Genomic DNA, 11,423 nt, shown 5'->3' with positions numbered 1-11,423 from the left:
GAGATCTCCACCGACTCCTCTCTTCGTCGAGGAGGGGAGATCTCCACCGACTCCCCTCCTCGTCGAGGAGGGGCGGGACGCGACAACGTCGCAGACGGGGTGGTTCGCAGGAAGGCGCACCCGCGTCCGCGGGCTCGGTGGTTTTAGCGAGCGGCCGCCTTTTTGCGATTCGACTCCACCCAGCCGTCCACCAGCGTGACCGTCTGATCGATCGCGGCCAACCGCATATCCTTCTGCCGGGCGATGGTCTGCACCAGCCGGTCGACCCGCTCGATGTTGGGCGCGCCCGCCGCCAATGCCCGCGCCGCGGACGAGGGAGTCAGGAGCGAAAGGGCCGCGTTGGCGTACTTCTCGAACGGCACCAGGTCGCGCTCGACGGCGCCCAGCGAGACGCACAGCTGCTTCACCCAGTCGTAGACCGCGCGCGAGGCTTCCAGGTCGCTGTGGACCGCGTCCTTGATCGAGCGCATGCCGTCTTTCTGCACGCAGCGGTAGTTGCCGGAGAGCAGCATCGCCCACTTCGCCAGCGGCACGAAGATCGAGTCGTGCACCTTAAGCTTGACCGGCAGCTCGATCTTCTCCGTCCCCGTATCGAAGCGGGCTGCGTCGATCCCGGCCTCGAGCTGCCTCAGGATGGCCGTGTGGGCATCGGAATCGAAGCGGGCCGACTTGAAGTTGGTCGGCAGCCGCACCTGCAGCACGTTCACTTTCTCTTCCGGCGGACGAAACGCCTGCGGATCGGGGCTGCACAGCGTCATGAATGCCGGATCGAAGCTGTCCCAGACGCTCGCATCGGTGAAACAGTCGCGCAGGCTCGCCACATCGAGACCCGGAATGCGGGCGAGGTACGGCAGCGGGGGCATGTTCATGATCGACATGCAGGGAATCCTCGCTTTCGCCACCTTGTCGAGCAGCTCGCGCACGCCGGGCGAGCGGTACTGAGGTTCCTGCATCGCCAGCGCCACCAGGTCGTAGCGAGACGGATCGATGGTGTCGGGGCCTTCCGCCGACAGGGAACCGGGGAGCTTGCGCGAATTGATCTCGACCAAGCCTTCGCGGCCCTTGACCGGCATGCGCACGATGGCGCCTTCGGCGTTGATCAAGTCCACCTCGGCGGGCAGGCAGACCAGTTTCGCCTTGTGCCCCGCCATCAGCAGCTTGGTCGCGAGCAGGGAGCCGTATGACGCACCCATGATGAGAATGTTGTACGTGGTAGCCATTGCAACTCCTTGAAGATCGAACGTCGCCTGGATCGCGAGGTACGGCCCCGCGAGCGCCCGGTCGGACCGGTGATGCTATTCAATGCCGTGTCCCGGAGCAAACGCCAATGGGCACGCCTGGCGGCTGCGATTCGGATACCCCTGACGGCTGCGACCGAGCGGCGAAAGCACCTTACGGCCGCGATCTTATCGCATGGCGCGAGCCCATACCGCTTCGTCATCCTGAGGCGGCCGCGTACGTTAATATCCTGATCCGACCCGACAGCCTGCATCGGGCAGCCAAGAGCGCAATTCCGGACGGCTATACGATCATTGCAGCCACCACGGCAGCCTCGACCATCGCCGTTCATTTGCAGAAAACGCCCACGTTCGATGCGGTCAAGGACTACGACTATGTCCTGCAATTCGCCGAAACGCCGAACGTGCTGGTGGTCAACCCGACCTTCCCGCCCAGGAACGTCAAGGAGCTGATCGATCTTGCCAAGGCAAGACAAGGGAAGATCAACATGGCCTCCGCCGGCACGGGCTCGCAAAGCCACTTGTCGGGCACCTACCTGCTGCAGGCGGGCAAGTTCGAGTCGCTGCACATTCCGTACAAGGGCGGCGGCGCCTCGGTCGCATCGGTCATCGCCAACGAGTCGCAGTGGACGCTGACGCCGGCGCCGGCCGTGATGGGCCACATCGGCAGCGGCAAGCTGCGCGCGATCGGGCACAGCCTGCCCAAGCCCTCGCCGCTACTGGCCAATATTCCGCCCATCGCGCAGACGATTCCAGGATTCGACTACAGCGGCTGGCAGGGCTTTTTCGTGCCGAAGGGAACCCACCATGCCGTGGTCGAGAAGGTGCGTGCGGCCACCATCAAGGCGGCGGAATCGCCCGAGGTGCGCAAGCAGTTCGCCAGCCAGGCGACCGAAATCGTGATCCGCGGGCCGGAAGAGTTTCGCAAAGTGGTGCAGCAGTCGCTGATCCAGAATGCGAAGGTGGTGGAAGCGGTGGGTCTGAAGGGCACGCGGTAGAGGCCATGCTCGGCGCTGCTCGCCCGGGAATCTTCATCGAGCCTGGCGTCCCGAATCAGAAGTTCGCCGCGACCGACTCGATGGTTTCCGGAAGCGTTCCGGACGAAGAAGCTATCAGCTATTCACCGGCGCATCGTCCGCCCAAAGCTCGCGCCGCCAGCGCCATGCGATTACGCCGGTGAGCGCAGCACCCGCGATGCAATAGGCCATCGCCATGGCGGTGAAACCGAAGTGGGCGATCAGCGGCCCGGCGATCAGCAGCCCCAGCGGCAAGCCGTAGATCGAAAACACCCGGATCCCGATCACGCGCCCGCGATAGCTTTCCTCCGAGTGCCGCAGCAGCACGGCCGACATCGGCACCAGGCAGAAGCTCTGCGCGCACCCGGCCAGCACCAGCATGGCGACGCCCCAGGCAGCCGAATCGGCATAGGCGAATAGCGCCAGCATCGCGTACCAGCCGAGCGCGAACGCGAGCATCCAGCGCCCGGAGCGGATCGCATGGCCGCGATGCGTGAGGATGAGCGAACCGAGCAGCGCGCCGAACGAAAAGCCGGCGGCGAGATAGCCCAACCCCGTCTGGTCGGTGTGGTAGATCTCCTTGGCCACGTAAGGCAGGAGCCCGAGCGGCACCGGGAACGCGGTCATGTTCACCAGGAAGGCGAGACACATCGCGGCCAGCAGCAGCGGCGTGCGGCGCACGTAACGAAATGCGTCCAGCAGATCGTGCCAGTGCGAGGGCTTGTGCGCGGCAGGCGCCGGCCCCGGTGCCGGTTGCGGCTTGGCTGCGATCCCCAGCGTGAGCATGAACGCCACTACGTAAAAGGCCGTGATCGCTACATAGGCCGGTCCCATGCCATAGGCGGCAATGAGCCCCGCGCCGGTAAGCGCGCCGACCACGCGCGCGGAATCCGAGGTCGTGCGCTCGATGCCCATCGCGCCCATGAGGTACTCGGCCGGCATGGTCTCGCCCACCAGCGCATAGCGCATCACCATGTCCGAGGGCCGCACCAGGCTCATCGCAGCCGACACCAGGAACACGTACAGCGCATTCAGCATCCCGGTGAGCGCGAGGAGCAACAGTACCAGCGCTTGCGCGCCATAGAAGGCACGCATCAGGCACAGCAGGCGGCGGTGGCCGATGCGATCTCCGACCACGCCGAACATGGGAGAGAAAAACGTGCCCGCCCATTGCAGCGACCCGAACGCCGTGAGCAGCATGACCGATCCGGTTTCGACCAGCACGTACCAGCCGAGAATGATTGTCTCCATCTCGAACGCCCACGACGCGGCGAGATTGGACGGCCATTGGAAGCGGAAGCTGCGTACCCGAAAGGGTGCGAGCGCCGCCGGGATGCCACGACTCGAAGCGTTCAACGTGCGTTGGCCGCAGCCTGCAGGCGCCACACGTGGCTGCGCCAGTGCATGGCGATGAGCGCGGTGCCGGCGAGCCCCGGCGCCATCGCGCTCAAGCTCTCCTGCCTAGCTGCATGGCCCCCCCGATGCGCTCGCCGCCGTCCTTGGCGCGAGCCGAGCGCAGCAACTTGGCTGCGCTTCCCGGCGCCGGCTCGCCGCGAGGCGAGCCGGCGCCCCTGCCACCGTTCGCTACGCCCCCTTCGGCGCGACGATCAGACCGCGCACGTTGTTGCTTGCGATGGCGCCCGCGACCCATCCCGAAGTCTTCACGTCCTCGATGAACGCCTTCAGATACTCGAAACCGGCCGGCCGGCCCTTCGGCGTGCCCGCTGCCTGCTGAACCGATGTGAAGTTGCCGGCGAGAATGCGCGAACCGGGCAGGTTCTCCTGGTCGATGAGGAGCCGCGGCCGCAGGCCGGCAAGCGCGTCCAGCTTCTCGTCGACGAAGCGCCGGAACACGTTGTCGAAGCCCTTGTCGCGCACGAGCTGCGCGTGCTTCAGGTTGCGCGTGAGGTAGAGATCGTAGGCGCTGCGCTCGGTGATCGCGATGCGAATTCCCGGCCGGTCGACGTCCTCGATTGCTTGGATCGGCGAGCCCTTGGGAACGAGATAGGTCGACTCGATTTCGACGTAGGCCGCGGTGAAGTCGATCTCCTGCGCGCGTTGCGGCTCGGAGCCGAGCAGACCGACATCCCAGGCACGGCTGCCGGCGGCATCGGCGAGCCTGCCCGGATTCTCGTAGGGCAGGATCTGCACCGGCGTGCCGAGGCGGCGTCCAAGCTCGCGGCCCAGATCGATCGCGACACCGGCCGGCTCGCCGGTGGCCGGATCTGTTCTCGTCAACAGGAAGTTGGACATGTTGACGCCGACGCGTAACGTACCGGTTGGCGCGAGCTCGGAACGCTCGGCGGCTGATGGCGGATTCACGGCGTTGCTCCTCACGGTGGGTCGAGCACCGATTATTGTCCCTTGGTGTGCCGGTGACAATTGACATCCATGGCCCATGCAGCGGACGGATTCCGAGCGGGGATTGTGCTCGCACGACGTATCCAGGATAGTAGCTTCGAGACGCCGTGGTCTCGATGCCCCGGCGACAGTGGCTGAGGAGAATAACGATGCGCATCGTGCCGTCGGGCGACACCATCGGCGCAGAAATCCAGGATGTGGACCTGTCGCAACCGCTGGACGAGGAAGCGTTCGCGCGCGTCGAGGCGGCGTTCGATACGCACGCGGTCATCTGCCTGCGCGGGCAACACCTCACCGAGCCGCAGCTGATCGCGTTCGCGCGTCGCTTCGGCGAGGTCGAGCGCATCTTCCTGTCGCAATACTCGCATCCGCAATATCCCGGAATCATGTACGTCTCCAACATCAAGGAGAACGGGCGCGACATCGGTCATGCGGATGCCGGACGCGTGTGGCACACGGATATGTCGTATACGGCGCGACCGCCGCGGGCGACACTGCTTTACGCGATCGAAGTCCCGACGGAAAACGGCGTCGCGCTCGGCGAGACGCATTACGCCAGCGCGGCGGATGCCCACGACAGCCTGCCGCAGGAACAGAGGCGGCAACTTGCCGGCCTGCGCGCGCTGCACCAGGTCGCCGGACGGCGCGCGCGCACCGGAACGGGACAGCAGGATCAGGCGCTGCGACGCGAACAGCCCGCGGTCGTGCACCCGGTGGTGCGCACGCATCCCCATACCGGCCGCAAGTGCCTCTACCTGAGCAAGGGAGAGTGCCAGGCCATCGAAGGCATGGACGGCGATGAGGCGCTCGCCTTGATCGAGCGCCTGGCCGATCGCATCGTCGAGCCGCGGTTTCGGCATACCCACCACTGGCGAGTCGGGGACGTCGTCATGTGGGACAATTGCACCGTTCAGCACTTGGCCACGTTCAATTACGAGTGGCCGAAGCACCGCCGACTGATGCAACGCATAACAGTCGGCGGCGGCGTTCCGTGCTGAGAGCCGGTCGGCGTGCGAACCGATACCGAATTGCCAGCACCCGAAGTCGAAGTACTGATCGAAGTGCCGCGCGGAAGTCATCTGAAGCGCGATTCGACCGGCCGCGTGAGCTTCGTCTCTCCGCTGCCGTGCCCATACAACTACGGCTGCGTACCGACCCATATCGGGCTCGAAGGCGACCTGCTCGACGCGCTCGTTCTGGGCCCCAGGCTACCGCTCGGCACACGGGTCCGCCTGAAGGCCTGGGGTGCGATCACGCTCACCGACCGCGGCCTGAGCGATGACAAGCTGGTCTGCAGCGCGACCATCCCTTCCTACGCCGAATGCGAGCGCGTGTTGCGCTTCTTTCGCTTCTACGCGCGCTGCAAGGGGCTCATGAACGCCGTGCGCGGACGTCCAGGGCGCAATGCATGCGACGGATGGACCTCGGCGGCGCACGCACTGGCGCGCGCCCGGCCGCGCGATGCAAACTGGGCCGGGTCTTCCATCGAGTTCTGAGGACGCTGGCGAGAACGGCGCCCCAATGCCTCGGGCGGCGCTGCCTAGGCCAGCGGAGCGGAGCCCGCCTTGGAAGCAACCCGCGCGAAATTCTCGTACAACGTCCAGTCGAGCGGATGCTCGGCAAGCGTCTGCGGATCCCACATGCGCCGCGGCAACTCCAGGATGTCGCCGCCATAGACGTGCAAGCCGATCGCGGGCTTGTCTCCGATCGATTCGGCCACGTGCACGGTGTCTGCGAGCATGGGGAGTATCGCTCCGGGCTCGAGCGTCACCTCGCCTGCCTTGCGCAGCCCGCCAGGCTCGCGCCGATAGAGCGTATTCTTCTCGCGTCCCGACAGCAGCAGGATCATCGCCCAGGCGCCGTGATCGTGCGGCGGCGTGCGGCGGCCCTCGGGAAAGCAGACCTTCAACAGGGTGAGATCGGGCGAGCGGTAGAACACCTGACGGGCGTTGCCGCCCACGCCCGAAACGTAGGCCAGCGCCTGCTCGATCTGCGCGATGCGATCTTTCCAGGATTCCACCACCTCGCGCACCGCGCGCATCGGCTCGGCGCTCTGTGCGGCATCGGTACAGCGCGCTACCAGCTCGTGAACTTTCATTGCAGATCTCCCCAGACGGGCGGCATGCGCGCCGGGGGCGCGCAGCATGATTGCTTGTCGGCGATGGCGAAGAAGCACCGTAGCACGGGAGGCTCCGGGCCGCAATCGCGCACGGCATGGGTGGCTCAGCCTGTCGGATTCGCTGCCATGCGGTTCGGCATTGCCGCCGTGGCGCTAGAGCCCGGCACGGCGGACGCGGACGCGCAGCGAATCGAGCTCTTCCAGCATGTCGGCCACCAGCGCGGCAAGCTCGGGTACCGCATCGAAATCGCGCTCCAGTGCCCGGATACGGCGTGCGCGTCCGAGGTCGCGACTGCTGAAGCGCCATTCGGTGGCGCTGGCGCGAATCTCGCCGAAGGAGCCCTCGCGAACATGGCGTACGACCCACTCCGTGGAGACGGAACAGGCGCAGGCCAGTTCGTCGGCGCTCAATGCGGCGTCGTCCAGAATCGTGCCCTGCAGCAGTTCCTCGTCGTGCATTTCAGTTCTCCATGCCGGCGCGCGGATCGAATTCGAGATCGCGCGCCATCGCTTCGTACAGCTCCTTCGCGCGCGGCGTATCGGCCGGCGGCACGACCACCCGCACATCGAGCACCAAGTCGCCGGCCGGGTTCGCCGGTATCCCCTTGCCGCGTACGCGCAATTGGCGCCCGCTTTGTGCGCCCGGAGGAATACGGACGTTCAGATTCGCGCCATCCGGTAGACGCAACGCAACGACCGCGCCCAAGGCTGCTTCCCACGGCGCCACCGGCAGCGTCATTGTCACGTCAGCGCCCTGCGCTTGGAAGCGCGGATGCGGCTTGAAGTGCACTTCGAGCATCAGGTCGCCCGGCTTGCCCTCGCCCAGCCCGGGCCCGCCCTGGCCCGCCAAACGCATCAACTGGCCTTCCCGCAGACCTTTTGGAATCTGCACGTTGAGCGTGCGAGTCTGCAGCAGGAGCCGCCCTTCGGCATCGACCTTCGGCACACGCAGCGAAATCTGGCGCGATGCACCGCGATATACGTCCTCGAGGTCCACCAGGATCTTAGCGTGATGATCTTCGCCGCGCGCATGCAAACCTTCGGCTTCGAATGGCTCGCCGCGCGCACGCGCGCCACGGGCGCCCATGCGGCCGAACAGCTCGGCGAAGAAATCGCTGTAGTCGCCGTAATCGCCGGCCCCGGCGCCCGGGCCGCGGCGACCGGAGAATTCGAAACCGGCATCCCAATCCGGCGGCGGGCGGAAATCCTGCCCCGGCTGATACGCGCGTCCGAGCTGATCGTAGGCGGCACGCTTCTCCGGATCGGAGAGCACCGTATACGCCTCGTTGATCTCCTTCATGCGCGCGTCGGCATCGGGCTCCTTGGAAACGTCCGGGTGGTACTTGCGCGCGAGCTTGCGGAACGACTTCTTGACGTCGTCCGCGGTCGCATCCTTGGCAACGCCCAAGGTCGCGTAGTAGTCCTTGAAATCCAACCCGCTCTCCCGTGATAGCGGCGCCCGGCCGGTGCCTGCACGCATTGATCCCGAACTACTTGGTGGCCGTCGCACCAAACATCAAGGCCATTCATCAAGGCCATTGAATTCACGGGCCACGACCCGATTTTAAGTCTGGGCCCGCCTGGCGGGCATTTGGTCGGCTCGCTTGGCAGGCTTGCAATTGGCCCGCAGACGGGCTGTCTACCGGCTATGTAAGGAGAACGGACAATGTATGGGTTATTTCCGCGCGATGTCCTGGCTGAACTGAGCCGCCTGCAAGGCGAGGTTCAGCGGGCTTTCGATATCTCGCCCAGCATTCGCGGGCTGGGCCGCGGCGGGTTTCCGGCGATCAATGTCGGCACCTTGCCCGAAACGCTCGAGCTCTACGTGTTCGCACCCGGGCTCGATCCGACCACCGTGGAAGTGAACCTCGATCGTGCTGTGCTGAGCATCGCAGGCAGCCGCAAGACCGAGCTGCCGGCGCCGGAGCAGAAGGCCTCGGTGCACATCAACGAGCGCTTCCAGGGCAAGTTTCAGCGTGTCGTATCGCTGCCCGACGATGCCGACCCGAACGGCGTGAGCGCCGATTATCGCGACGGCATATTGCACATCAAGATCAAGCGTCGCGAGCACTCGCAGCCGCGCCGCATCACCATCCAGTAACGAAGGAGCATGCCATGAACCAGTCAAGTGCCGTCAAGAGCCAGGACAAGCGCGGCAACGGGGCGGGCCAGGACGCAATCCCGCTGATGCCTCCGGTGGACGTGATCGAAGACAGCACCGGCATCACCCTGTATGCCGACATGCCGGGCGTACCGAAGGACCAGCTCAACCTGAACGTCGAAGGCGACGTGCTCAGCATCGAGGGCACCGTTTCGATCGCCATGCCGCAAGCCATGCAGGCGAGCTATGCGGAAGTCAACTCGTCGCAATTTCGGCGCGTGTTCACGCTCAGCAAGGAGCTCGATGCGGGCAAGATCTCGGCCGAGTTTGCGCAAGGCGTGTTGAAGTTGCGCATTCCAAAGGCGCAACACGCGCAGCCGCGACGCATCGAGGTGCGCGCGAATTGATCGGCAAGCAAACGGCAAGCGAAATGCGGAGAAGCGAACCATGGTATTGAACGACGTCAGACAAGGCTTTGCATCGCTGTGGGAATCGGTATCGGAAGGCTGGCAACGCGTGCGCCAGTCGGCCGCCGGGGCGCTGATCCGCTTCATGCCGAGTGAGAACTCCGCCCTGCCCGGGAAGTCGGAAGTCGACGACGACTTCTACTTCCCGTCGCAGGGTTGGGCTCTGCTGGGCGGAGACGTGTTCGAGGACGACCAGCGCGTGCTGGTGCGAGTCGAAATCCCGGGTATGCGCAAGGACGAGATCAAGATCGAGGTCACCGACGACGCGCTGGTGGTGAGCGGCGAGAAGCGCTTCGAGCGCGAGTCGGCCGAGGGCCGCTACCGGGTACTGCAATGCGCTTACGGCAACTTCCGCCGCGTGGTGCCGCTCGCGACCCGGGTGCTTCCCGACCAGGCGAGCGCGAGCTACAACGATGGGGTGCTGAAAGTCGTGCTGCCGAAAGCTTCACCCGGAAAGCCGGCCAGCCATACCGTCCATGTGAGTTGAGTTGACCGCACCACCCCGCCCGCGATCGCAGGCACCCCTCCTCGTAAAAGGAGGCGAAACCACACCACCTCGCCCGCAATCGCGGGAACCGCTTCTCGCGACAGGCGGGAAAGTGAAGGCCCTCCCCTCCTGACAAGGAGGGGCTGGACGCGACAACGTCGCGGACGGGGTGGTCCAATTCGCAAGCCGCCGCGCGCACTGACCTGAACTCGACGCCTAGGTCATGCGAGCCGGCGGCAGATTGCGCTCGACCAGCTGCGCCTCCATCAGCGCCTGGCGCGCAGCGCGCACGGTGAAGCGCACGGGCGCTGCGGGATCGAAACGGATATCGCAGCGGACCAGGGCGAGACCGACCGGGCGCATCCGGTAGGGCTCGGTCGCGCCGGCGCAGCCGACCGGGACACTGGTCCCCGACGTGACGTAACCGACCGGCTCGTCAGCGAGCAGGAGATCGTAGCCTGCGCGCAACGGCCGGCGCCCATCGAACACCGCCAGTGGCTGAACCAGCCGCGGCAACCATCGCGCTTGCGAAAAGCCGATGGCGCCCGCCACGACGGCATCATACTCTTCGCATTGCGCATCCAGCGCACGCCTACCGACATAGTCGCCCATCCCCGGCTTGCGCACACCGAAGCGCGCGAGCCGGTTGGCGAAAATCGGGATCTCGGCGCCGTCGCGATCGCTCCCGAGCTCGTGGCCATAGAGCGGCAGACCAGCTTCCAGGCGCAACGAATCGCGTGCGCCGAGGCCGGCGGGTACGGCGCCCGCATCGACCAGGCGCTGCCATAACGCGGCCGCAACCTGCGCATCCACGAAAAGCTCGAAGCCGACCGCCTCGCCCGTATATCCCGTGCGCGCGACGATCAGGGCGTGACCCTCGTACTTGCCCATGCGCAATCGGTTGCGGCGCGCCTGCGGCAGTGCGCTTGCATCCACGAGCTCCGCAAGCAAGGCTTCCGAGCGCGGCCCCTGCAAGGCGAACATCGCCAACGCGTCGCTCTGATCGGTCACCCGCACCGAATCGGGAATCGACTGCGCGTGCAGCCAATCCCAATCGCACGCCCGGTTCGACGCGTTCACCACCAGCAGGAAGTCTTCCGCGCTCAGGCGATACAGGTAGGCGTCGTCGATCGCGCCGCCGCGTTCGTTGGCGAGCAGCGTGTAATGAGCTTGCCCCGGCGCCAGTGCGGACGCGTCGTTGGTGAGCACGCGCGAGAGAAAATCCTGCGTGGCCTGCCCAGAGGCGCGAAAGCGGCCCATGTGCGACACATCGAACAAGCCGGCCTGCGTGCGGGTTGCCAGGTGCTCGCGGACGACGCCTTCGGCGTAATTGAGCGGCATGCTGAAGCCGCCGAAGACCACCATGCGCGCGCCGTTGCCGACGTGCCAGTCGTGCAGCAGCGTGCGCAACGACGCTTCAGTATGCGAAACCGCCATGGCCGAATCGGCGCGGGATTGTTGCGCCCTGTGTCGCGTGCCGTTGTATGGTTTGCCCAGCGTGCCCGTGTGTTGCGTGCCCTTGTTGCATTTCGCGCCTTCGTGTTGCGTGCCGTGTTGCGTACATAATGCATCATACGCTTGCAGCCCGGCGATAACATCCCGGCAACAAACGCGGCGTTTACACTGCCCCCGGA

13 protein-coding genes are annotated in these 11,423 nt (G+C 65.7%); 6 read left to right on the top strand and 7 right to left on the bottom strand.

What is annotated here, in order from left to right; genetic code table 11:
- Positions 1 to 143: 143 nt before the first annotated feature.
- On the bottom strand, positions 144 to 1,220 hold the full coding sequence (locus tag GEV05_06690) for a hypothetical protein (protein MPZ43076.1): 1,077 nt from the start codon (positions 1,218 to 1,220) through the stop codon (positions 144 to 146).
- A gap of 107 nt (positions 1,221 to 1,327) precedes the next feature.
- On the opposite strand from GEV05_06690, the gene GEV05_06685 reads away from it, so the two are divergent.
- Positions 1,328 to 2,236, top strand: a complete 909-nt coding sequence (locus GEV05_06685) for a hypothetical protein (GenBank protein MPZ43075.1) — start codon at positions 1,328 to 1,330, stop codon at positions 2,234 to 2,236.
- A 114-nt stretch (positions 2,237 to 2,350) separates the two neighbouring features.
- Here the strand turns inward: GEV05_06685 and GEV05_06680 are convergent, their stop codons facing one another.
- Together GEV05_06680 and GEV05_06675 are read right to left on the bottom strand one after the other, a co-directional pair.
- On the bottom strand, positions 2,351 to 3,589 hold the full coding sequence (locus tag GEV05_06680) for an MFS transporter (protein MPZ43074.1): 1,239 nt from the start codon (positions 3,587 to 3,589) through the stop codon (positions 2,351 to 2,353).
- A 249-nt stretch (positions 3,590 to 3,838) separates the two neighbouring features.
- Positions 3,839 to 4,654, bottom strand: coding sequence for a transporter substrate-binding domain-containing protein (locus GEV05_06675; protein MPZ43073.1), 816 nt, complete (start codon positions 4,652 to 4,654; stop codon positions 3,839 to 3,841).
- Positions 4,655 to 4,731: 77 nt separating this feature from the next.
- On the opposite strand from GEV05_06675, the gene GEV05_06670 reads away from it, so the two are divergent.
- Together GEV05_06670 and GEV05_06665 are read left to right on the top strand one after the other, a co-directional pair.
- Complete coding sequence (locus GEV05_06670) at positions 4,732 to 5,613, top strand: TauD/TfdA family dioxygenase (GenBank protein MPZ43072.1); 882 nt, start codon at positions 4,732 to 4,734, stop codon at positions 5,611 to 5,613.
- Between the two features lie 12 nt (positions 5,614 to 5,625).
- Positions 5,626 to 6,111, top strand: coding sequence for an inorganic diphosphatase (locus GEV05_06665; protein ID MPZ43071.1), 486 nt, complete (start codon positions 5,626 to 5,628; stop codon positions 6,109 to 6,111).
- Between the two features lie 44 nt (positions 6,112 to 6,155).
- On the opposite strand, the gene GEV05_06660 is transcribed toward GEV05_06665, so the two are convergent.
- The 3 genes from GEV05_06660 to GEV05_06650 all read right to left on the bottom strand — a co-directional run bounded on the left by GEV05_06660 (position 6,156) and on the right by GEV05_06650 (position 8,169).
- Complete coding sequence (locus GEV05_06660; GenBank protein MPZ43070.1) at positions 6,156 to 6,713, bottom strand: hypothetical protein; 558 nt, start codon at positions 6,711 to 6,713, stop codon at positions 6,156 to 6,158.
- A 174-nt stretch (positions 6,714 to 6,887) separates the two neighbouring features.
- On the bottom strand, positions 6,888 to 7,193 hold the full coding sequence (locus tag GEV05_06655) for a MerR family transcriptional regulator (GenBank protein ID MPZ43069.1): 306 nt from the start codon (positions 7,191 to 7,193) through the stop codon (positions 6,888 to 6,890).
- A gap of 1 nt (position 7,194) precedes the next feature.
- Positions 7,195 to 8,169: a DnaJ domain-containing protein gene (locus tag GEV05_06650; GenBank protein ID MPZ43068.1), complete on the bottom strand. Its 975-nt coding sequence runs from the start codon at positions 8,167 to 8,169 to the stop codon at positions 7,195 to 7,197.
- A 231-nt stretch (positions 8,170 to 8,400) separates the two neighbouring features.
- Between GEV05_06650 and GEV05_06645 the strand changes: the two genes are divergently transcribed.
- From GEV05_06645 to GEV05_06635, 3 genes are read left to right on the top strand one after another with little or no spacing between them, the layout of a single operon-like run.
- Positions 8,401 to 8,835 (top strand): Hsp20 family protein, encoded by a 435-nt coding sequence (locus tag GEV05_06645; protein MPZ43067.1) that lies wholly within the window; start codon positions 8,401 to 8,403, stop codon positions 8,833 to 8,835.
- 14 nt (positions 8,836 to 8,849) lie between these two features.
- Positions 8,850 to 9,242 carry an Hsp20 family protein gene (locus GEV05_06640; GenBank protein MPZ43066.1) on the top strand — a complete coding sequence of 131 codons (393 nt, stop codon included), beginning with the start codon at positions 8,850 to 8,852 and terminating at the stop codon, positions 9,240 to 9,242.
- A 40-nt stretch (positions 9,243 to 9,282) separates the two neighbouring features.
- Positions 9,283 to 9,789 carry an Hsp20 family protein gene (locus tag GEV05_06635; protein MPZ43065.1) on the top strand — a complete coding sequence of 169 codons (507 nt, stop codon included), beginning with the start codon at positions 9,283 to 9,285 and terminating at the stop codon, positions 9,787 to 9,789.
- A gap of 216 nt (positions 9,790 to 10,005) precedes the next feature.
- Here GEV05_06635 and gcvT read toward each other — a convergent pair whose 3' ends face one another.
- Positions 10,006 to 11,226 carry a glycine cleavage system aminomethyltransferase GcvT gene (gcvT, locus tag GEV05_06630; protein MPZ43064.1) on the bottom strand — a complete coding sequence of 407 codons (1,221 nt, stop codon included), beginning with the start codon at positions 11,224 to 11,226 and terminating at the stop codon, positions 10,006 to 10,008.
- Between the last annotated feature and the right edge of the window lie 197 nt (positions 11,227 to 11,423).

This window comes from Betaproteobacteria bacterium (assembly GCA_009377585.1).
Lineage (GTDB): Bacteria > Pseudomonadota > Gammaproteobacteria > Burkholderiales > WYBJ01 > WYBJ01.
Note: the sequence above shows the minus strand (reverse complement) of the source record. Positions and strands in the feature narration are given on the sequence as shown.

What these genes read in the sequence shown, in the direction of transcription:
- GEV05_06690 (MPZ43076.1), bottom strand. Translation starts at nt 1,220, where the DNA reads ATGGCTACCACGTACAACATTCTCATCATGGGTGCGTCATACGGCTCC.
- GEV05_06685 (MPZ43075.1), top strand. Translation starts at nt 1,328, where the DNA reads ATGGGCACGCCTGGCGGCTGCGATTCGGATACCCCTGACGGCTGCGAC.
- GEV05_06675 (MPZ43073.1), bottom strand. Translation starts at nt 4,654, where the DNA reads ATGGGCCATGGATGTCAATTGTCACCGGCACACCAAGGGACAATAATC.
- GEV05_06670 (MPZ43072.1), top strand. Translation starts at nt 4,732, where the DNA reads ATGCCCCGGCGACAGTGGCTGAGGAGAATAACGATGCGCATCGTGCCG.
- GEV05_06660 (MPZ43070.1), bottom strand. Translation starts at nt 6,713, where the DNA reads ATGAAAGTTCACGAGCTGGTAGCGCGCTGTACCGATGCCGCACAGAGC.
- GEV05_06655 (MPZ43069.1), bottom strand. Translation starts at nt 7,193, where the DNA reads ATGCACGACGAGGAACTGCTGCAGGGCACGATTCTGGACGACGCCGCA.
- GEV05_06645 (MPZ43067.1), top strand. Translation starts at nt 8,401, where the DNA reads ATGTATGGGTTATTTCCGCGCGATGTCCTGGCTGAACTGAGCCGCCTG.
- GEV05_06640 (MPZ43066.1), top strand. Translation starts at nt 8,850, where the DNA reads ATGAACCAGTCAAGTGCCGTCAAGAGCCAGGACAAGCGCGGCAACGGG.
- GEV05_06635 (MPZ43065.1), top strand. Translation starts at nt 9,283, where the DNA reads ATGGTATTGAACGACGTCAGACAAGGCTTTGCATCGCTGTGGGAATCG.
- gcvT (MPZ43064.1), bottom strand. Translation starts at nt 11,226, where the DNA reads ATGGCGGTTTCGCATACTGAAGCGTCGTTGCGCACGCTGCTGCACGAC.